This window comes from Actinoplanes sp. NPDC049802 (genome assembly GCF_040656595.1).
GTDB lineage: Bacteria > Actinomycetota > Actinomycetes > Mycobacteriales > Micromonosporaceae > Actinoplanes.
Map to the genome: position 1 here is coordinate 21,626 of NZ_JBFAMR010000017.1, position 20,104 is coordinate 41,729.

At 70.9% G+C, this 20,104-nt stretch carries 14 protein-coding genes and 1 riboswitch; of the genes, 6 read left to right on the forward strand and 8 right to left on the reverse strand.

Features of this window, described 5'->3' with window-relative positions:
• Window positions 1-49: 49 nt before the first annotated feature.
• The 5 genes from AB0I88_RS14600 to AB0I88_RS14620 all read right to left on the reverse strand — a co-directional run bounded on the left by AB0I88_RS14600 (window position 50) and on the right by AB0I88_RS14620 (window position 5,851).
• Window positions 50-2,344 (reverse strand): penicillin-binding transpeptidase domain-containing protein, encoded by a 2,295-nt coding sequence (locus tag AB0I88_RS14600; RefSeq protein WP_361023127.1) that lies wholly within the window; start codon window positions 2,342-2,344, stop codon window positions 50-52.
• A gap of 6 nt (window positions 2,345-2,350) precedes the next feature.
• Window positions 2,351-2,995, reverse strand: coding sequence for a hypothetical protein (locus tag AB0I88_RS14605; RefSeq protein WP_361023130.1), 645 nt, complete (start codon window positions 2,993-2,995; stop codon window positions 2,351-2,353).
• Window positions 2,992-4,071 carry a 16S rRNA (cytosine(1402)-N(4))-methyltransferase RsmH gene (rsmH, locus tag AB0I88_RS14610; protein ID WP_361023133.1) on the reverse strand — a complete coding sequence of 360 codons (1,080 nt, stop codon included), beginning with the start codon at window positions 4,069-4,071 and terminating at the stop codon, window positions 2,992-2,994. The genes AB0I88_RS14605 and rsmH overlap by 4 nt, the downstream gene beginning before the upstream one ends.
• Window positions 4,072-4,304: 233 nt before the next feature.
• Entirely contained in the window at window positions 4,305-4,736 is a 432-nt protein-coding gene (gene mraZ / locus AB0I88_RS14615) for a division/cell wall cluster transcriptional repressor MraZ (protein ID WP_183217399.1), read from the reverse strand.
• A 443-nt stretch (window positions 4,737-5,179) separates the two neighbouring features.
• Window positions 5,180-5,851: an NlpC/P60 family protein gene (locus AB0I88_RS14620; RefSeq protein ID WP_361023138.1), complete on the reverse strand. Its 672-nt coding sequence runs from the start codon at window positions 5,849-5,851 to the stop codon at window positions 5,180-5,182.
• Window positions 5,852-5,998: 147 nt separating this feature from the next.
• Window positions 5,999-6,133: riboswitch (cyclic di-AMP (ydaO/yuaA leader) on the reverse strand.
• Between the two features lie 441 nt (window positions 6,134-6,574).
• Here AB0I88_RS14620 and AB0I88_RS14625 point away from each other — a divergent pair.
• Genes AB0I88_RS14625 through AB0I88_RS14635 form a run of 3 tightly spaced genes read left to right on the forward strand, consistent with a single transcriptional unit; the run spans window position 6,575 to window position 9,289 of the window.
• Complete coding sequence (locus tag AB0I88_RS14625) at window positions 6,575-7,795, forward strand: MurT ligase domain-containing protein (protein ID WP_361023365.1); 1,221 nt, start codon at window positions 6,575-6,577, stop codon at window positions 7,793-7,795.
• Window positions 7,785-8,498, forward strand: a complete 714-nt coding sequence (locus AB0I88_RS14630) for a glutamine amidotransferase (RefSeq protein ID WP_361023141.1) — start codon at window positions 7,785-7,787, stop codon at window positions 8,496-8,498. Before AB0I88_RS14625 ends, AB0I88_RS14630 begins: the two co-directional genes overlap by 11 nt.
• 50 nt (window positions 8,499-8,548) lie before the next feature.
• On the forward strand, window positions 8,549-9,289 hold the full coding sequence (locus tag AB0I88_RS14635) for a VTT domain-containing protein (protein WP_361023144.1): 741 nt from the start codon (window positions 8,549-8,551) through the stop codon (window positions 9,287-9,289).
• Between the two features lie 916 nt (window positions 9,290-10,205).
• Here AB0I88_RS14635 and aroA read toward each other — a convergent pair.
• Window positions 10,206-11,462 (reverse strand): 3-phosphoshikimate 1-carboxyvinyltransferase, encoded by a 1,257-nt coding sequence (gene aroA, locus AB0I88_RS14640; protein ID WP_361023147.1) that lies wholly within the window; start codon window positions 11,460-11,462, stop codon window positions 10,206-10,208.
• Between the two features lie 65 nt (window positions 11,463-11,527).
• Complete coding sequence (gene leuS, locus AB0I88_RS14645; RefSeq protein WP_361023150.1) at window positions 11,528-14,326, reverse strand: leucine--tRNA ligase; 2,799 nt, start codon at window positions 14,324-14,326, stop codon at window positions 11,528-11,530.
• Between the two features lie 524 nt (window positions 14,327-14,850).
• Between leuS and AB0I88_RS14650 the strand changes: the two genes are divergently transcribed.
• From AB0I88_RS14650 to AB0I88_RS14660, 3 genes are read left to right on the forward strand one after another with little or no spacing between them, the layout of a single operon-like run.
• Window positions 14,851-15,810: a MoxR family ATPase gene (locus AB0I88_RS14650; RefSeq protein WP_361023368.1), complete on the forward strand. Its 960-nt coding sequence runs from the start codon at window positions 14,851-14,853 to the stop codon at window positions 15,808-15,810.
• 2 nt (window positions 15,811-15,812) lie between these two features.
• Entirely contained in the window at window positions 15,813-17,111 is a 1,299-nt protein-coding gene (locus AB0I88_RS14655) for a DUF58 domain-containing protein (RefSeq protein ID WP_361023371.1), read from the forward strand.
• Window positions 17,108-19,555 carry a DUF3488 and transglutaminase-like domain-containing protein gene (locus tag AB0I88_RS14660; protein WP_361023153.1) on the forward strand — a complete coding sequence of 816 codons (2,448 nt, stop codon included), beginning with the start codon at window positions 17,108-17,110 and terminating at the stop codon, window positions 19,553-19,555. Before AB0I88_RS14655 ends, AB0I88_RS14660 begins: the two co-directional genes overlap by 4 nt.
• Before the next feature lie 306 nt (window positions 19,556-19,861).
• Here the strand turns inward: AB0I88_RS14660 and AB0I88_RS14665 are convergent.
• On the reverse strand, window positions 19,862-20,104 hold a 243-nt coding region (locus AB0I88_RS14665), incomplete at its 5' end, for a hypothetical protein (RefSeq protein ID WP_361023156.1).

A 20,104-nucleotide genomic window follows, 5' to 3' on the forward strand; every position in this document is an offset into this window, starting at 1 on the left:
GACCCTACCCCGTACCGAAGGGCTTGTTGTCAACGCCATGCGGCCCGCTTCATTCCTTGATCTTGAAGTTCGGCGCCTTGCTACCGGATGGTGGCACATGGTTACGGAGCAGGGTGAAGCTCATCATCTCGCTGAACGCCGGCGCCGCCACGTCACCGCCGCTGCCGTCCGGCACGTCCATCGACACGGCGATCACGTACCGCGGATCGTCGGCCGGCGCCATGCCGACGAAGGAGCCGGCGTTGTGGCTGGTGTACTGCCCGTCGATGAGCATCTTCCCGGTGCCGGTCTTGCCTGCCACCCGGAAGCCCTGAACCGCCGCGGCGCGCCCGGTGCCGCCCTCGTCGGCGACCACCGCCTCCATGATCAGGCGCAACTGCCGGGACACCTCGGTGTCCAGCACCCGGTGCGTCTCCGGCGCGGCGGCCGGGGTCACCTCGTTGTCCTCACCCGAGATGGTGGCCTTGATCAGGTGCGGCTGGATGTAGACGCCGTCGTTCGCGATCGCCGAGAAGCCGGCCGCCATCTGGATCAGGGTCGCCGAGACGCTGTGCCCGATCGGCACCGAGCCGTACGACGAGCCGCTCCAGTCCTCCGGCTTCAGCAGCTCACCCTCGGCCTCGCCGGGCATTCCCTCGCCGGTGGCCTTGCCCAGCCCGAACTTCTGCTGGTACTCGTAGACCTTCTCCTTGCCGAGCCGGTCCGCGATCAGGATGGTGCCCACGTTCGACGAGTAGGCCATCAGTCCCGCCAGGGTCATCCGGGTGCCGGGCGCCTGCGGGTGCCCGTCCTCGAACCTGGTGTCGCCCTTCTTGATCGCCGGGCCGACCTCGATCAGCTCGTCCGGCTTGATGAGACCCTCCTGGAGGGCGGCACCGAAGATGAACGCCTTGTGGCTCGATCCCGGGTCCGTCACGATGCTGCTGGCCACGTCGATCCGCTCGTCGGCGTCGTACTTCTCCGGGTCGGCGGCGTTGTAGGACGGGTAACTCGCCTGCGCCAGCACCTCGCCGGTCCTGACGTCCAGCACCACGGCGGCGCCCAGCGTCGCGTTCTTCTTCCGGCCCGCCTTGTCGAGCACCCGCTGCACCTGGTACTGGAGGTCCTGGTCGATGGTGAGCTGGAGAGAGCTGCCCGGCTTGGCCGGGGTCTCCTGATGGAAACCGCTCGGAATCGGCAGGTTCAGCTTCTTGCCGGTGCCGACCTCGAAGACCCGCTTGCCGTCGGCGCCGTGCAGCAGCTCGTCGTAACGCGCCTCCAGCCCCTCCAGACCGTGGTGATCGTCGCCGGTGAAGCCGATCAGGTTCGCCGCGAGATCCCGGCCGGGCAGGTCACGCCGCTCGTCGGAGTGCGTGTAGATGCCCGGCAGACGCAGCGACTCGATCTCGTCCGCCACCGCCACCGGCACGCCACGGGCCAGGTAACGGAACTTCAGCCACTTGCCCAGCACCTGCTTGCGCTGCATGTCCGCGATCAGCTCGGACTGCCGGACACCCAGCAGCGGGGCCAGCTTGGCGGCCGTCCCGGGCACGTCCTTGCGCAGATCCTCGTTCTCGGGGTCGACGTAGACGTACCGCGCCTCCACGCTGTGTGCCAGCACGTGGCCGTCACGGTCCAGGATGCTGCCGCGAGGAGCCGGGAGCGCCACCGTGCTGAGCCGGTTCTCCCGCAGCTTGAGCAGGCTTTCCGCCTCCTGCGGCGAGGTCGCCACCTGGAGCACCACGAGGCGTACCCCGATGGTGACGAACAACGACAGCGCCAGCACGGTGCCGAGCCGCAGCCGGCGGGTGCTGTTGGCGAGCTTCGGCGGCTCCGCCGGGACCGGCCTCGGCGCGCTGGTCGTGGTCCGTCGCGGTCCGGCTCCCGCATTTCCGGTACGGGTGGACTCGCGGCCACGGCGTTCCGGCTGCCGGTCGCGCTGTCTGGCGGCGGCCGGCTCACGGGACTTGTCCGCCGCGCGCTCACGGGGTTTGTCGGCGGCCCGCTCACGGGGTTTGTCCGCCGAGCGCTCGCGCGGTTTGTCCGCCGAGCGCTCCCGTGGGGCGGGCGGCTGCTCGGCGGGGCGCCCACGACCGCGGGTCCGCTGGCCGCTCTCGCCCCCGTCGAGCACCTGCAACGCGGGCCGGAACGGATCGGCGGTCCGCTCCCCGGTACGCGGCAGGCGCCCCCGCTCGGCCACGGTCCGCCCGCGCGGGGTGTACGCCCGCGCCTCGCCGATGCTGGAGAAGCCACGCCGGCCCTCGCGGGGGTCGTCGGTCTGCTCCTCGCCCGGCAGGTCACGTGACGAACCGCGCCGGGGCTGCTTGCCCCGGCGCGGCGCCTCGTCCTCGTCTCGCGTCGCCATGCCGGCCTACCGCCCGGTGCCCGCGGACGGTGTACCCGGCTGGAGCCCCTCCAGAGCGGTCGGGCCAGGACCACCCTTCGCCGGCTTCGGCGGGTAGACGATCTCCCCGTTCGGCAGCCTGATCAGCCCGGGCGGCTCGGCCGGCACCAGGCCGAGCCGGCGGGCCGCCGCGGCCAGGTTGCCCGGACCGGACTTCTCGACCAGCTGCCGGTTCAGCTCCTGCTGCTGTTTGTCGAGCGCGACCTTCTCCTTGCGGAGTGTCTCGAGGCGGAAGGACCGCTCGACGGTCTTCGTGTTGATCAGGAGGATGCCGACCACACCGGCCAGCACCACGGCGATCATGGCCGCCGCGAAGGTGGCCCGCGGCGCGCGGATCGGCAGCGGCGGCGCGACCCACAGCTTGGCGCGGCCCGCGACCGGCGGCGCGTCGCCGGTCACCTCGATGTTCAGCGCGGTGGCCCCGTCGACCGGCGCGGCCGCCTCGGCCGCCTCCCGGCCCCGGATCCCTGACCGGCGCGTGTCGGAACGACCGGACCGGCGTGCCCCCCGCACACCGCTGCTTCCGGTCTCGGCATCGCGGCTCACCCCGGCGTTCCCGCGCGGCCGCTCCGAACGGCCCCCCGGCCGCGGCGCGTCGGATCGCTCGCTCATGCTCGTCCCTCCCCCTCTTCGTTCGCCCCCGGGCGTAACCGCCCTCGTCCCCCGCGAGTTGTAGACATCCGGGGCCGTTCGCGGACCGCCCCGACCGCCTGGTTGTGCTTCCGGCTCTGCTCCTGCTCGTCGATCCGTTCCACCGCGCGCAGCTTCACCGAGGCCGCCCTCGGATTCGCCGCCACCTCCGCCTCGCTGGGCGGCTCGGACCCGCGGGTCAGCAGCCGCAGACTGGGACCGGTACCAGGCAGCTCGACCGGAAGGTCGACCGGCCCGGTGCTGCGCGACCTCGCGGTGAGCTCGCGCTTGACGATCCTGTCCTCCAACGATTGGTAACTCATCACCACAAGGCGCCCCTGAGGCGCCAGCGCGTCCAGGGAAGCGGGAACCGCTCGCTCGAGCACTTCCAGCTCGCCGTTCACCTCAATGCGTAATGCCTGAAACGTCCTTTTTGCCGGATTTCCACCCGTTCGCCGCGCGGCGGCCGGGATGGCGTCCTTCACCAGCTCGGCCAGGCGGGCGGTCGAGGTGATCCGCCCCTTCGCCCGCTCCCGCACGATCGACGAGACGATCCGTGGCGCGAACTTCTCCTCGCCGTACTGCCGGAGAACACGCACCAGATCACCCGGCGGGTACTCGTTGACGATCTCCTCGGCGGTCACCCCGCGGGACTGGTCCATCCGCATGTCCAACGGGGCGTCCTGCGCATACGCGAAACCGCGGTCCGCCTCGTCCAGCTGCAACGAGGACACCCCGAGATCGAACAGCCCACTGTGGATCGCCGGAATCGACAGCTCCGCGAGGACCCGCGGCAACTCGTCGTAGACGGCGTGGACCAGCCGGGCGCGGTCACCGAACCGGATCAGGCGATGCCGGGAATGCGCGAGCGCCTCGGTGTCCCGGTCCAGTCCGACGAGGACCACATCGGGAAACCGCTCGAGAACCGCTTCGGCATGCCCGCCCAGACCCAGCGTGAAGTCGACGTGGACGGCGCCCGGCAGGCGAAGGGCCGGAGCGAGCAGCTCCAGGCAGCGCTCCAGCAGCACCGGCACATGCGTGCCCCGCGGCTCCCCCATGTCGACCCCCCGGATCAATCCCCGCACACGCGAGGAAACACTGTTGCTGTCCGGCCCGGCCGCCCTCCGTACCGCCAGATCCCCATCCGCTCTGTCCCCGCGCCGGCGAACCGGCTGGAAACACACGCCTGGCGCCGGGGAAGAGGCGCCAGGAGCGGGAGCGGCTGGAGATCTCGCAGTACGGCGGGAATGGCGTCCCAGGCCGCACCGGCGGCCCACCGAGTGCCACACCCCTACAGTCCGCCGGGCAGCACCCCCTCCTCGATGCCGGCGAACTCTTCCTCGCTCGCCGAGAGGTAGTCGTCCCAGGACTGCTTGTCCCAGATCTCGACCCGGGTGCTCGCGCCGATCACCACAAGGTCGCGACCAAGACTGGCATACTCCCGCAAATGGGCAGGAATCGTGACTCTGCCTTGCCTGTCGGGCACCTCATCGTGCGCGCTGGCGAAGAACACCCGGCTGTACGCCCGGGCTGCCTTGTTCGTCACCGGCGCCTCACGGAGCTGGCCGGCGATGCGCTGGAACTCCGGCATCGGGAACACGTAAAGACAGCGCTCCTGCCCCTTCGTGATCACGACACCTCCCGCCAGCTCATCACGGAACTTCGCCGGGAGGATCAGCCGGCCCTTCTCGTCCAGGCGCGGAGTGTGTGTGCCGAGGAACATCGGCCCCCACCCCTTTGCCGTGGCGCCCCGCTCCTTCGCGGAAGAGTGGGCCGCCTGTCAACTCGGGCCGGCAGGTCCGGCTGTGTCCCTCCGCCCCTGCCACTGCGCCCCACTCTACTCCACTTCCCTCCACCTGCAACCCGAAAGCGATCGCTTGCGAGGCGTCTTCGCGGACGAATTCCCTGTTCACAGGCGGTGGAGCGGAGTGGAGGGCCGGAGCATGATCAACCCCGTCCGGTTTCCGACATCGAGCCCTCCGAGGGCGAAAACCCGCCCCGGAGACGGCTTCGGCGGCCGCCCGTGGAGGAACGTGGGGGAACACGGAGACGCCTGTGGGGTGTGACCCGAACCGGGCCACACCCCACAGGCGTGTGCTGTCGCTATGCCTTACTTACTACGGCCGCTGCGCGAAGGAACCAACCACGACCGCTGCGCGAAGGCCGTCAGGCGACGAGACGCCGTACGACGTAATTGCTGTTCCAGATCTTGTGCTTGCCGACCCGGGCACCACTGTGCGGCGAGTCGTAGATGTAGCCGTTTCCGGCGTAGATCCCGGCGTGGTAGCCGTACGACCCGTTGCGGAAGACGATCAGGTCACCGATCCTCTTGTTGCCCTTCGAGACGGACTTGCCGTACTTCTGCTGCGAGTTCGCCTTGTGCGGCAGGCTCTTGCCGGCCGCCTTCTTGTAGACGTACTTGGTGAACCCGGAGCAGTCGAAGCGCTTGGGGCCCGCGGCGCCGAACAGGTAGAGCGCACCCTTGTGCTTCTTGGCCTCCGCCAGCACCTTGGCGCCGCTGGCACGGACCTGCACCTTGACCTTGGTGGTGGCCTGCTGGTTGTAGCCGGTCCCGGTGAACAGGGTCCGAACCCACACCGTCTTCGTCGGCTTGGCGGTCAGCGTGACCGAGCCGCTCTTGACGGTGTCGGTGTCCCAGGTACGCCAGGCGCCGTTGCTCCAGCCTTGGAGACGGACCGTGCCCTTGGCGACCTGGCCGGTGGAGGGGTCGATCACCTTGGCGGTGATCTTGAGGGTGGAGCCCCACGCCAGGCTGCGAGTGCTTGTCTTCGTGGCGATCTGGGGCGTGACTTTCGCGGCTGCCGCACTCGCGGTCACCGGGTTGACGGTGGCTGTCGCGGCCGCTGCCGGCGACGCGGCGACCAGCTGGCCGGCGCAGAGGCAGAGACCCAGGGACAGTGCGACGGTACCGGTGCCGACAGACGTGCGACGGCGCCGGCGCGAACTGAGTTCGTGCACGGTAGAGATATCCCTCCGGCACGCCTGCGAGGTTAGCTGTCGGGTTCGGGCGGGAAGGCATGCCCGGCCGCGGGTGGGCGGCTTCACCCCAAGGTCCCCCCGGATGCGCCGCCCGTGGAAGCCGGGCGCCGCGGGGAGAGACCGCGAATGGGTCCCCCGTCCCTGCCCCCGATTGCCTTGTCGTGGTCTGGCTGACTGCGGTGTCGCACCGTCCGGCCCGGGGCAGGGCTCGGCGTGAACCGATCCGGTGCGGCCGGCGGGCGGTGTGCCGCCGGCGAATCTTTGCTACCTGAAATCAGCCATGATCGTCAGCGCCGGATCGATCACTCTCCGTGATTGGCACATTGGCAGGTGTCCAGTTTGTTACCTGACCGAGACAAATGCCGTCGCTCAAAGTGATCGCGCAATCACAATCAGTAGATCGTTACGGGTGAATCAGAACACAGAAAAAGTCCGTCCCCCTGCCGTGAGCACGCCCGAATCGTCCGGACCCGACGAAACACGTGCCAGTCCGTGATCTTGACCGTCTGGCAACTCGACGTAACGTTCCCTTCCGGTACCCTCGCTGGCGTGACGGACGGAATGCCTCTCATCGCCAAGGTCGCGACCTCCGTGTCGAAGACCGCGGCCGCGCTCTCCAGGGCCGCCGGTCGCGGCGACGGCTCGGTGATCGGTGGCTGGATCGGCCTCAAGATCGACCCTGATCTCCTCGCCCACCTCGCGGCGGGCCGCGCCGTCGCCCTGGTCTCCGGCACCAACGGCAAGACCACCACCACCCGGCTCACCGCGGCCGCGGTCGGTGTGCTCGGCCGGGTCGCCACCAACTCGTTCGGCGCCAACATGCCGACCGGCCACACCTCGGCACTGGCCAAGGAGGGGCACACCCCGTTCGCCGTGCTGGAGGTGGACGAGCACTACCTGGCCCAGGTCATCGACCAGACCCGGCCCAAGGTGGTGGCCCTGCTCAACCTCTCCCGCGACCAGCTCGACCGGGCGAAGGAGGTGGCGATGATGGCGCAGCTGTGGAAGACCGCGCTGGCCGGCCACCCCGAGATCCGGGTGGTCGCCAACGCCGACGACCCGATGGTGGTGTGGGCCGCGGCCGGCAGCCGGCAGACCACCTGGTTCAGCGCCGGCCAGCGCTGGCACGACGACTCGTTCGTCTGCCCGGAGAGCGGCCACCCGATCGAGCGGTCCGGCGGCGACTGGTGGTGCACCGGCTGCCCGCTGCGGCGGCCACGCCCGCACTGGGTGGTCGAGGACGAGGGAGTGATCGACCCCCGCGGTGACTGGCACCTGGTGAAACTCCAGCTTCCCGGCCGGGTGAACATCGGTAACGCGGCCACCGCGCTGGCGGTGGCCGGCGAGTTCGGGGTCCGCCCGATCGAGGCTCTCCCCCGGCTCTCCCGGGTGGCGTCCATCGCCGGGCGGTACGCCCAGGTCGACCGTGACGGTCGCAACATCCGCTTGTTGCTCGCGAAGAACCCGGCAAGCTGGTTGGAGGCCTTCGACATGGCCGACCAGGCCCCGACACTGCTCTCCATCAACGCCCGCGACCCCGACGGACTGGACACGTCGTGGCTCTACGACGTGGACTTCGCACCGTTGCGCGACCGGCCGGTCCTGATCACCGGCGACCGGGCGTTCGACCTGGCCGTCCGGCTCCAGGTGAACCAAGTGCCCTTCCGGCACGTAAACAGTTTCGACGAGGCGCTGCGGTCCGTTCCGCCCGGCCGCCTCGAGGTGATCGCCAACTACACGGCGTTCCAGGACATCCGAGCGGAGTTGGACCGTGTCAACTGAGGCCTTGCGGATCGTGTGGATCTACCCGGATCTGCTGTCGACGTACGGTGACCGGGGCAACATGCTGATCCTGGCCCGCCGGGCCGCCGACCGCGGCATCCCGGTGGAGACCTACGAGGTCCGCTCCGACCAGCGGATGCCGAACAGCGCAGACATCTACCTCATCGGTGGCGGCGAGGACGGTCCGCAGGCCCTGGCGGCGCAGCGGCTGCTCGCCGACGGCGGCCTGCACCAGGCGGTCACCCGGGGCGCCGCGGTCCTCGCCATCTGCGCGGGTTACCAACTCTTCGGTCACTCGTTCTTTGCCAAGGGGGCCAAGTGCGCCGGGCTGGGACTGCTCGACATCAGCTCCGACCGGGGCGAGACCCGCGCGGTCGGCGAGTTGCGCGGTGACATCGACCCGCGGCTCGGCCTGCCCCCGCTGACCGGCTTCGAGAACCACGGAGGACGGACCCATCTGGGCACGCACGCCGCTCCCCTCGCCCGGGTGACCGGCGGCATCGGCAACGACGGCCAGACCGAGGGGGCCTGGGCAGGCAAGATCCTGGGCACCTACTCGCACGGCCCGGCACTGGCCCGCAACCCAGCCCTCGCCGATCTGCTCCTGAAATGGGCCACCGGCGCGGATAGGCTTGCGCCCCTGGACGACACCTGGAGCGAACGCCTACGGAACGAACGGCTCGCCGCCGCGAGCCCGGTATAGACCGGCACCACCGAGTCCTGCAACGACGACACCTGGGGCGGTAGGCCTGCATGACCGACAACCTGATCGCCCCGCGGGGCGCTGCACTCCCCGCGGACCCTCAGGCCGTTGACCACGCTGTCGTTCCCGCCGCCACCACGATGGGGTGGAAGCGCCGTCTGATCCGGTTCGCCCTGCTCGGCGCCGGGGTCGGCGCCCTCGCCGGCCTCGCCGCCGTGCTGCCGCTGCGGGAGATCGCCGACACACTGTCCGCCATGGGCCCCAGCGCCGTGTTCGCGGTGGCGGTCCTCGGCGGCATGCTCCTGTCGGTGCTCGTTCCCCGTACCCTGATCACGATGTCGTGCGGCGCCCTGCTCGGCGCCGTGACCGGCGCGGCGGCCGCCCTGGCCGCCGCGGTGATCGCCGCGGTCGCCACCTACTACGCGGGCCGCTGGGCCGGCCGTGGCGCCCTTCAGGCCCGCGCCGGAAGCCGCCTGGCCCGCCTCGACGGCTGGCTCAACCGCCGTGGCCTGGCCGCCGTGCTGCTGGTCCGGTTCCTCCCACTGGCCCCGTTCGGCCTGGTCGGCTACGCCTACGGCACCACCAGCGTGTGCCGCAAGCGCTACCTGCTCGGCACCACGATCGCCGCCATCCCGTCCACGGTCACCTACGCCGTGATCGGCGCCGCGGTCGTCGCCCCCGGCGACATGAACTTCCTCACTCTGGCCCCGGCGGCGTTCAGCTTCGTCCTCTCCACGGCGATCATCCTGCGCTGGCGCCAGACCGCCCGCCGCACCCCCACCCCCGCCTGACCCGGCCTCCCCGCCTCAGCACCGCCCCCGCCTGACCCGGCCTCCCCGCCTCAGCACCGCCCCCGACCACCGGTCCATCTCGGCAGCCCACAAACACCGATCCAGCTCCCCGTCCCGACTGCAGCCACGATCACCGATCCAGCTTCCCGTCCCGGCGGCAGCCACGATCACCGATTCAGCTTCCCACCTCGGCGGCGGCTTTCCTTTCCGGTACGGGCACCGGGCCCTGACCCGCAACGGCGGCTGTCGGCGTGGCGCCGGGCCCAGCAGAGTTCGGCGCGAGCCCTCACCCGGCCGCCGGGCTGTGCTGCCCAGTCACGCTCACCCCACCGCCATCCACCGGCAGCCACTCAGGGACGCTGAAACACCGACGAAGGCCGCACAGAGAAGCAAGCCGTAGCTTGCGGCATCGCTGACCTGCCGATCAGTCATGGCGCCGTGTTGCCCGGCGGACCGGGCCCGCGTCCCGAGCGATGTGTCCTCTGAGAACCCGACACCCATGGTGGGTGTGATGACACCCGTTGCGGGTGTCATGTTTCCGGGACACATATAGGCGTGATCCGTGCACACCTGTCCTTTGCCAATGGAGTTTGTCCGTTTCATCCGAGCATGTTCCTGCTGTCAACAGAAAGCCGGTCTAGAGATCGCCAAGTGGGGCCAGCCCAAGCCGTCACCGACCGACAGGGGGTCCGGCTCAAGCCGTCCTGGTGAAGCCAGATACAACCGTCGTAGCCAGCCGATGGAGCGAAAGCGGCGGGAGGCGGGTGACCGGACGCCCGGCCGGGCCTGCCGGAGCACCGATCTCGGCCCGGCGGGCGCGGCACGGGCTGCAGCCGGCAGCGGGCTCGCGCGGCGAAGCGGGACGGTCCGAAATGTCCGGGGCGGCGTCACGCGTACCGGGAAGATCGCTGTGCCCTCAGGCGAGGGTGGCGAGGTCGGTGAAGTAGCCGGGGTAGGTCTTGGAGACGCAGCCCGGGTCGGTGATCTCGATCCCGGGCGCGCGCAGACCGAGCAGGGAGAGGCTCATCGCCATCCGGTGATCGTCGTAGGTCGCGAACCGGGTCGGCCGCGGCGTTCCCGGGTGGATGGTGAAGCCGTCGTCGTCCTCTACCGCGTCGATGCCGGCCCGGCGCAGCTCGGTGACCACGGCGCCGACCCGGTCGGTCTCCTTGCCGCGGATGAAGCCGATGCCACGGACCCGGGTCGGCCCGTCGGCGAAGACGGCGACCGCGGCCAGCGTCTGCGCGGTGTCCGAGATGTCGGCCATGTCGACGTCGACGCCACGCAGGCGGTCGCCGCCGCGGACGGTCATCGCGTCGGCGGTACGGGTGACCGTGGCGCCCATCCGCTCCAGGACGTCGGCGAACCGCACGTCTCCCTGCAGGCTGCCGGTGCCCAGGCCGGAGACGGTGACCCGGCCGCCGGTGATCGCCGCCGCCCCCAGGAAGTAGGAGGCCGCGCTGGCGTCGGGTTCGATCGCGTAGTCGGCGGGGCGGTAGGCGCCCGCCGCAACGGTGAGCCCGGAGACGGTCACCCCGAAGGCCGCCATCACCGCCTTGGTCATCTCCACGTAGGGCACCGAGACCAGCGGCGAGGTGAGGGTGACGTCGATCCCACGGTCCATCAGCGGCCCGGCCATCAGCAGGCCGGAGAGGAACTGGCTGGAGATGTGGCCGCTGACCTCGACCGGGCCACCGCGCGCGGGCCCGGTGACGGCCGCCGGGAGGTGTCCGGGCCGGTCCAGCTCCTCGACACCGGCGCCGACCTGCCGGAGCGCGTCGAGGACCGGGCCGAACGGGCGGGCCCGCAGCTGCTCGCTGCCGTCGACGACGGTGCGGCCGTCGAGGAGCGCCGCCGCCGGGAGGAGGAACCGTGACGTGGTGCCGGACTGGCGGGCGTCGATCCGGCTGCCGCCTCCGGTCCTGCCCTGGTCGATGCCGCGGACGACGACCGTACGCTCGCTCTCGGAAAGGGTGACCGTCGCGCCGAGCGCGCTCACCGCGCCCATCATGGCCCGGGTGTCGTCGGCGAAGAGCGCCCCGGAGAGAGTGGAGACGCCGTCGGCGAGGGCCGCGCAGAGCAGCGCCCGGTTGGTGATGCTCTTGGAGCCGGGCGGCTGGACGGTCGCGTCGACGGGCTTGGCGAGCGGGGCGACGGCGAGAACGTCAGGCATGTCACCCATCCAAGCAGGCGACGGCCCGCCGCGGCGCACCGCGACGGGCCGTGTCCATCCTGTGGTCAGACGACGACGCTGACCAGGCGTCCCTTCACCACGATGACCTTCTTCGGCTCCTTGCCGGCCAGGACCTCGGCGACGGCGGCCAGGGCGGCGGCGCGCACCTCGTCCTCGCCGGTCTCCGGGGAGACCTCGACGCGGCCGCGGACCTTGCCGTTGACCTGCACCGGGTAGGTGATCGCGTCGGCGACCAGCTGGGCCGGATCGGCGACCGGGAAGTCCGCGTAGGCCAGCGACTCGGTGTGCCCCAGCTTGGCCCACAGTTCCTCGGCCATGTGCGGGGCGAACGGGGACAGCATCAGCACCAGCGGCTCGACCGCCTCGCGGGAGGCGACCGGCAGCGGGGTCAGCGCGTTCGTCAGCTCGATCAGCTTGGCGATCGCGGTGTTGAACCGCAGTTCCTCCATGTCCTCGCGGACCCCGGCGATGACCTTGTGCAGGATCTTGCGGGTCTTCGGGTCCAGCGGCTCGCCGGAGACCTTGGTGGCGCCGGTCTCCTCGTCGACGACCAGGCGCCAGGCACGCTGCAGGAACCGCTGCGAGCCGACGACGGCGCGGGTGTCCCACGGGCGGGAGACGTCCAGCGGGCCCATCGCCATCTCGTACACCCGGAACGTGTCGGCGCCGTACTGCTCGCACATCTCGTCGGGGGTGACGACGTTCTTCAGCGACTTGCCCATCTTGCCGTACTCGCGGTTGACCTGCTGGTCGCCGTGGTACCACTTGCCGTCGCGCTCGACGACCTCCTCGGCGGGCACGATGACGCCGCGGTCGTCGCGGAACGCGTACGCCTGGATGTAGCCCTGGTTGAACAGCTTCTTGAACGGCTCGAACGACGAGACGTGGCCCAGGTCGAACAGCACCTTGTGCCAGAAGCGGGCGTACAGCAGGTGCAGGACGGCATGCTCGACGCCGCCCACGTACAGGTCGACGCCGCCCGCGTCACCGGGCTTGCGGGGGCCCATCCAGTAGGCCTCGTTCTCCGGGTCGACCAGGACCTTGCCGTTGCGCGGGTCCAGGTAACGCAGCTCGTACCAGCAGGAGCCGGCCCACTGCGGCATGGTGTTGGTCTCGCGGGTGTAGGTCTTCGGCCCGTCGCCCAGGTCCAGCTCGACCTGCACCCAGTCCTTCTTGCGCGACAGCGGCGTCTCCGGCTCGGAGTCGGCGTCGTCCGGGTCGAAGGTGCGCGGCGAGAAGTCGTCGACGTCGGGCAGCTCGACCGGCAGCATCGAGTCGGGCAGCGCGATCGGCAGACCGGTCTCGTCGTAGACGATCGGGAACGGCTCGCCCCAGTACCGCTGCCGGCTGAACAGCCAGTCCCGCAGGCGGTAGGTGGTGGCGCCCTGGCCCTTGCCGTTCGCCTCCAGCCACTCGATCATCGCGGCCTTGGCCTCGGCGACGCCCATGCCGTCCAGCCAGTCGCTGTTGATCGCCGGCCCGTCGCCGGTGAAAGCCCCTTCACAATCTTCAGGAGCCTTCACCGTACGGATGATGGGCAGCTCGAAGACCTCGGCGAACGCCCAGTCGCGCTCGTCCTGGCCGGGCACCGCCATGATCGCGCCGGTGCCGTAACCGGCCAGCACGTAGTCGGCGATGAACACCGGGATGCGCGCGCCGTTGACCGGGTTGACCGCGAACGCGCCGGTGAAGACGCCGGTCTTGACCTTGCCGTCGGCGGTCCGCTCCTCGTCGGTCTTCGCGGCGGCGTCCCGGCGGTACTTCTCGACCGCGGCGGCGGGCGTGCCGGCGCCACCGGTCCACACCGCGTGGGTGCCGTCCGGCCAGGCCGCCGGCACGATCCGCTCGACCAGCTCGTGCTCCGGGGCCAGCACCATGTAGGTGGCGCCGAACAGGGTGTCCGGGCGTGTCGTGAAGACCTTGATCACGCCGTCCGACCCGTCCACCGGGAAGTCGACGTGGGCGCCACGGCTGCGGCCGATCCAGTTGCGCTGCATCAGTTTGACCGGCTCCGGCCAGTCCAGCGCGTCCAGGTCCTCGACCAGGCGGTCACCGTAGGCGGTGATCCGCATCATCCACTGCTTCAGGCTGCGCTGGAACACCGGGTAGTTGCCGCGCTCGGAGCGGCCCTCCGGGGTGACCTCCTCGTTGGCCAGCACGGTGCCCAGGCCCGGGCACCAGTTGACCGGGGCCTCGCTCATGTAGGCCAGGCGGTGGTCGTCGATCAGCTTCCGCTTCTCGGCCGCCGACAGGCCGGCCCACTCCGGGCCACGCTCGCCGGACTCGTAGGAGGCGATCAGCTCGTCGATCGGGCGTGCCCTGCCCACCGACGGGTCGAACCAGGAGTTGAAGACCTGCAGGAAGATCCACTGGGTCCAGCGGTAGTACTCCGGGTCGGTGGTCGAGAAGGACCGCCGCTCGTCGTACGCCAGGCCCAGCCGGCGCAGCTGCCGGCGGTACCGCTCGACGTTGGCCGCCGTGGTGACCGCCGGGTGGGTGCCGGTCTGCACCGCGTACTGCTCGGCGGGCAGGCCGAACGCGTCGAAGCCCATCGGGTGCAGCACGTTGTAACCGGCCATCCGCTGGTAGCGGGTGTAACAGTCGGTGCCGATGTAGCCCAGCGGGTGCCCGACGTGCAGGCCGGCACCGGACGGGTACGGGAACATGTCCTGAACGTGCAGTTTCGGTGCCCCGGCCCGCGGATGGCCGGGATCGGCCAGGTCACCGACCGGGTTGGGCGCGTGGAACGTGCCCTTCTCGGCCCAGTGCTCCTGCCAGCGCAGCTCGATCTCGTCGGCCATCGCGGCGGTATAGCGGAACGGTGGGGTCTCGGTCTCGCTCATCTTCACCATCTCGTCCACGTCTCGTCTTGTCTTGTCGAAAGGAGGGCATAAAAAAGCCCCTCGCGCAGGAGGGGTTGCCGTGCCTGGTCCGCGGTCAGCGGATCAGCACGGCCGGCTAAGGAGCAGAACAGACCGAGCCATGCGTGGATGATACCCCTCGGCCGTCACTGACGGCGACCGGGTTGGCGGGCACGTGGAATACTCCCGGCTGTCCACAGGCGACGAGCCTGGGATGGCGGATGGCACGTGTTCGTCCGGTATTCCCCCAAAACCGATATCAACAGGGCTGCGATCAGGCCTTTCGGCGATGCGTGTGTACGGGGATAACCTGTGGGGACGGGCGGCGAGCGCCGGAGGCCCACGGCCGCTGGGCGCCCGCTACCTTACGGTGCCCTTTGACGGTGGGTGATCTCCGCCTTACGGGGGTAGACACGTTTTGGAGGAGGCCCGTGACAACGCCGACCTGGGGCGAGCCGTCAGGCCCACTGACGAGCGCCGAGTTCCGCGCCGCGACGCAAGCCATCATGGCCAACATCGAGCAGGTCATCGAGGGTAAGAGCGCGACGGTGCGGCTGGCACTCGCGGTCCTGATCGCCGAGGGCCACCTGCTGATCGAGGATGTGCCGGGCGTCGGCAAGACGAAACTGGCCAAGGCGCTGGCGCGCTCGATCGACTGTTCGGTGCGGCGCATCCAGTTCACGCCCGACCTGCTGCCCAGCGACGTGACCGGGGTGAGCGTCTACAACCAGGAGACGCGGGACTTCGAGTTCAAGCCGGGCGCGGTCTTCGCCAACCTGGTGGTCGGCGACGAGATCAACCGGGCCTCACCGAAGACGCAGTCGGCTCTCCTGGAGTGCATGGAGGAGCGGCAGGTCACCGTCGACGGCACGACGTATGAGCTGCAGGCGCCGTTCATGGTGGTCGCCACGCAGAACCCGATCGAGATGGAGGGCACCTACCCGCTGCCCGAGGCGCAGCGGGACCGGTTCACCGCCCGGATCGCGATGGGCTACCCCGACCCGCGGGCCGAGCTGGCGATGCTCACCGGCCACGGCGACCACGACCCGCTCAACGACCTGCGGGCGGTGGCGGACGCCGCCATGGTCCGCCGGCTGATCGAGACGGCCCGCGCGGTGCACGCCGCCGACGCCGTCCAGCAATACGCGATCGCCCTGGTCACCGCCACCCGTGAGGCCCCGGAGATCCGTCTCGGCGCGTCGCCCCGGTCCACGCTCCAGCTGCTGCGCACCGCGAAGGCGGTGGCCGCGCTGGAGGGCCGTGACTACGTGCTCCCCGACGATCTGCAGGCCCTGGCCGTGCCGGTGCTCGCACACCGGATCATCCCGACCGCGGACGCGCAGCTCAACCGGCGGACCACGGACGCCATCGTGTCCGAGATCGTGCACCGGCTGCCGCTGCCGCACGCCCGCAACCCTTACGACACCCGTGACGGGCGCGCGCCGTACGAGTCACGGGGGCGATGATCATGCGGGAGGCGCTGCGGGGACTCACCACGCGCGGCCGCTCGTTCCTGGCCGCGGCGGTCGCCGCCGCGGTCTCGGCGCTCATCCTCGGCGAACGCGACCTGCTACGGGTGGCGGTGCTCCTGGCCGCCCTCCCGATGCTCGCCGCGTGGTACGTAGGCCGCAGCCGTTACAAACTGGCCTGCACCCGGTCGCTGGAGCCGGCCCGGGCGCCGGTCGGGTCGAGCGCCCGGGTCATCCTGCGCCTGCAGAACCTGTCCCGCCTGCCCACCGGCACCATGCTGCTGGAGGACCGCCTGCCGTACGCGCTGGGCAGCCGTCCCCGCGTCGTGCTGGAGCGGCTCGGGGCGCACCAGGCCAGCTCGGTGGCGTACACGGTGCGCGCCGACATCCGTGGCCGCTACCCGATCGGCCCGCTGATCGTCCGGCTCACCGACCCCTTCGGGTTGTGCGAGCTGACCCGCTCCTTCCCCAGCGTGGACCGGCTCACGGTGATCCCGCAGGTGGTGGCGCTGCCCCGGGTCCGCCTGGCCGGGGAGTACGCGGGCACCGGCGAGAGCCGCGCCCGCTCGGTGGCGGTGCACGGCGAGGACGACGCGGCCACCCGGGAGTACCGGCGCGGCGACGACCTGCGCCGGGTGCACTGGCGGTCCACCGCGCGGACCGGTGAGCTGATGGTCCGCCGCGAGGAGCAGCCCTGGGAGTCCCGGGCCACGATCGTGCTGGACACCCGGGTCTACGCGCACCGCGGCGAGGGCCCGACCGCCAGCTTCGAATGGGCGGTGTCGGCGGTCGCCAGCATCGCGGTCCATCTGCGCGAGGCCGGCTACAAGCTGCGTCTGGTCACCGGCGCCGGCACCGACGTGGACGCCTCCGAGGCCGGCGGCGAGAGCCTGATCCTGGACACCCTGGCCGACGTGAAGGCGGAACAGAACGGCGACATCTCGATCCTGGTCGAGCACGTCCGGCGGCGCAGCGACGGCGGCCTGGTGATCGGCCTGTTCGGCGCGCTGACCACCGCCGAGGCGGGGCTGCTCAGCCAGCTCCGCGGCAACGGCGCCACCTGCGTCGGCTTCGCCCTGGACAGCTCCACCTGGATGCCGCTGGCCGACGGGGCCCGGCGGGAGGCGGACCGCGAGCACGCGGCCGCGTCGCTCGCCCTGGTGCGCAGCGGCTGGCGATCGGTGCCGGTGACGCACGGCGACACCCTGGCGGCACTCTGGCCGACCGTCGCGCGGGGCTCGCAGGGCTTCGCGTACCGGGCGGCGATGGCCGAGACGGTCAGCGGGGTGGTCCGATGACGGGCCGGCGTCGTCTCGGACTGGTCGCCGCGGCGGCGACACTGCTCGCCGCCGCGCCCCTGTCGTCGATCTTCAAGGACTGGACCTGGCTGATGCAGTGCCTGCTGACGGTGCTGCTGATCCAGGGCGCCGCGGTGGCCACGCGGACGTTCCGGTTCCCCACCTGGGCGCAGGCCACCAGCATGGTGCTCGCCTTCGTCCTGTCGCTGACGTGGCTGTTCCCCAGCGGCGGGGAGTTCTTCATCCCGCAGGCGGGCACGTTCGGCCACTGGATGGACCTGATCCGCCAGGCCGGAGAGGACACCCGGGCGTACGGGGTGCCCGTCCCCGACCGGGACGGCCTGCTGTTCGTCACGGTCCTCGGCATCGGCGTGGTCGCCATCGTGGTCGACCTGCTGACCGCGGTGTTCCGCCGGCCCGCCCTGGCCGGCCTGCCGATGCTGGCCATCTACTCCATCCCGGTCGCGATCTACCTGGACAGCGTGCCCCCGGTGCCGTTCATGATCGGTGCGGTCGGCTTCATGTGGCTGCTGGCCGCCGACAACGTGGACCGGGTGCGCCGATTCGGCCGCCGGTTCACCGGCGACGGGCGGGACGTGGACGTCTGGGAGCCGTCCCCGCTGGCCGCGGCCGGCCGCCGGATCGGCGTGGTCGGGGTGCTGGCCGCGGTGCTCCTGCCGCTGGCCGTGCCGACCGTCTCCGGCGGGCTGCTGTCCCAGATCACGCAGAGCGGGTCCGGCATCGGCAACGGCCCCGGCAACGGCAACGGCGGGCGGATCAACCTGTTCGCCTCGCTGAGCGGCCAGCTCAACCACACCGAGACGGTCAAGCTTCTCCAGGTCACCACCAACGAGCCGGAGCCGTTCTATCTGCGGTTCGGCGCGGCCGAGATGCTGACGGAGAACGGTTTCGCCCACAACACGCCGAAGGGTGACTCGCTCGGCAAGGGGCTGCCCGACCCGCGGCAGGTGGCGGCCAGCAGCGCGGCACGCTACACCGAGTACCGCGCGCGGGTGGAGGTCAGCGACAAGCTCCAGCAGAACATGGCGCCCCTCTACAGCCACGCGGTTCGGGTGGACAACATCAACGGCAGTTGGGCGTACGACCCCAGCCAGCAGGTGCTGTTCTCCGGCCGGGCCACGACCAAGCAACAGCGGTACGACGTCACGTACCTGAGGGCCACGTTCAACGCCGCCGCGCTGCGCCAGGCGGACTCGCTCGATCGCGGCGACCCGCTGATGTCGTTCACCGACCGGCCGCAGGACGCGACGGTCGAGAACAAGGTGGCCGCGCTCATCAAGGGCAAGGACAACGACTACGACAAGGTGCGGGCGATCTACGACTCGTTCTCTCAGGAGGCCGGGTTCAGGTACAGCCTGTCCGTGCCGTCGACCGGGAAAGCGTCGGAGATCGCCGACTTCCTCAACAACAAGGCCGGCTACTGCCAGCAGTACGCGGCCGCGATGGCATGGATGGTCCGCGCCGCCGACATCCCGGCCCGGGTGGCGTTCGGTTTCACCCGCGGCAAGGCGATCGGCAACGGCACCTACGAGATCACCAACCGGAACGCGCACGCCTGGACCGAGGTCTACTTCCAGGGCTTCGGCTGGGTGCCGTTCGACGCCACACCGTCCACCGCGGTGACCGGCTCCACCCGCTCCGCCTGGGCGCCGGACGTGGACCGGCCCAGCCCGACGGCGTCCAGCTCGACCGACACCGGCGCGGCCGGCCCCGACTCGTCGGGAGGTCCCGGCGCCGCCGAACGCCCCGACCGTCCGGAGAAGGACGGCAACCAGACCGGCGCGGCCGGCCCGATCGTGCAGGAAGTCTCCTGGACGGGCCTGTGGATCGCCGCTGGTGTCGCGCTGGTCATCGCGTTGCTCCTGGTCCCGGCCCTGCGCCGGATCCTGGTGCGCCGCCGCCGCCATGCCGCCACGGCGCCGTCCGCTCCGACGGTCCTCTCGGCGGAGGGCGGCGGTTCGATCACCGACCTCACGGTGACCGGTGACGCCGGCCAGGCCCGGAACGACGCACACGCCGCCTGGGACGAGCTGATCGACTCGATGATCGACTACCAGGTGCCGGTGGACCCGACCGAGACGCCCCGGATCACCGCCCAGCGGCTGATCCGCGAGTCGTCGCTGACCGGTGACCCGGCCGAGGCGGCCACCCTGCTGGGCAGCGCCGAGGAGCGTGCCCGCTATGCCCGGCTCCCCCTCCAGGGTGCCGAGCTGACGACCGCCCTCACCCGGGTCCGGTCCGGCATGGCCGAGGCCGCGCCCAGGTGGACCCGCCTCCGGGCATTGCTCCTGCCACCGTCGGTGCTGCTCAGCTGGCGTCTGGGTCTGTCCGAGTGGTCCACCCGGGCGGCCGAGCGCATGACCGCCCTCCGCGATTCGCTGTCCCGGTTCAGCCCACGCCGTCTGCTGAACCGGGCGCGCTGAGATTCACCACAGCCGCGAGGCGCCACTCCCTCCGGGTGGCGCCTCGCGGTTCTTTCGCAGCGGGTACGGGCGATGGCCGCCCGCCGGAAGCACGTGGCTTGCGCCGTGCAGCCGCACGGACGCACGTGGCTTGCGGGGTGCGGCTGAACGTGGCTTGCGCGGTACGGCTGCACGTGGCTTGCGCAGTGCGGTTCACCGGGAGCGCAGTGGGGGCTCACCGGGAGCGCAGTGGGGGCTCACCGGGAGCGCAGTGGGGGCTCACCGGGAGCGCAGTGGGGGCTCACCGGGAGCGCAGCGGAGAGCGGATCACCGCTGGCGCAGCAGGGCCCGGCTCAGCGGGATGCGGTGAAACGATACGGCGAACGCGGGAACCAGGCGCGGCACGAAGCGGCCGACGCGGGAACCAGGCGCGGCACGAAGCGGCCGACGCGGGAACCAGGCGCGGCACGAAGCAGCCGACGCGGGAACCAGGCGCGGCACGAAGCAGCCGACGCGGGAACCAGGCGCGGCACGAAGCAGCCGACGCGGGAACCAGGCGCGGCACGAAGC

Excerpts from the sequence above, each read along its gene's own strand:
- AB0I88_RS14600 (WP_361023127.1), bottom strand. The coding sequence starts at position 2,344 with ATGGCGACGCGAGACGAGGACGAGGCGCCGCGCCGGGGCAAGCAGCCC.
- AB0I88_RS14605 (WP_361023130.1), bottom strand. The coding sequence starts at position 2,995 with ATGAGCGAGCGATCCGACGCGCCGCGGCCGGGGGGCCGTTCGGAGCGG.
- rsmH (WP_361023133.1), bottom strand. The coding sequence starts at position 4,071 with ATGGGGGAGCCGCGGGGCACGCATGTGCCGGTGCTGCTGGAGCGCTGC.
- mraZ (WP_183217399.1), bottom strand. The coding sequence starts at position 4,736 with ATGTTCCTCGGCACACACACTCCGCGCCTGGACGAGAAGGGCCGGCTG.
- AB0I88_RS14625 (WP_361023365.1), top strand. The coding sequence starts at position 6,575 with ATGCCTCTCATCGCCAAGGTCGCGACCTCCGTGTCGAAGACCGCGGCC.
- AB0I88_RS14635 (WP_361023144.1), top strand. The coding sequence starts at position 8,549 with ATGACCGACAACCTGATCGCCCCGCGGGGCGCTGCACTCCCCGCGGAC.
- aroA (WP_361023147.1), bottom strand. The coding sequence starts at position 11,462 with ATGCCTGACGTTCTCGCCGTCGCCCCGCTCGCCAAGCCCGTCGACGCG.
- leuS (WP_361023150.1), bottom strand. The coding sequence starts at position 14,326 with ATGAGCGAGACCGAGACCCCACCGTTCCGCTATACCGCCGCGATGGCC.
- AB0I88_RS14650 (WP_361023368.1), top strand. The coding sequence starts at position 14,851 with ATGGCCAACATCGAGCAGGTCATCGAGGGTAAGAGCGCGACGGTGCGG.
- AB0I88_RS14655 (WP_361023371.1), top strand. The coding sequence starts at position 15,813 with ATGCGGGAGGCGCTGCGGGGACTCACCACGCGCGGCCGCTCGTTCCTG.
- AB0I88_RS14660 (WP_361023153.1), top strand. The coding sequence starts at position 17,108 with ATGACGGGCCGGCGTCGTCTCGGACTGGTCGCCGCGGCGGCGACACTG.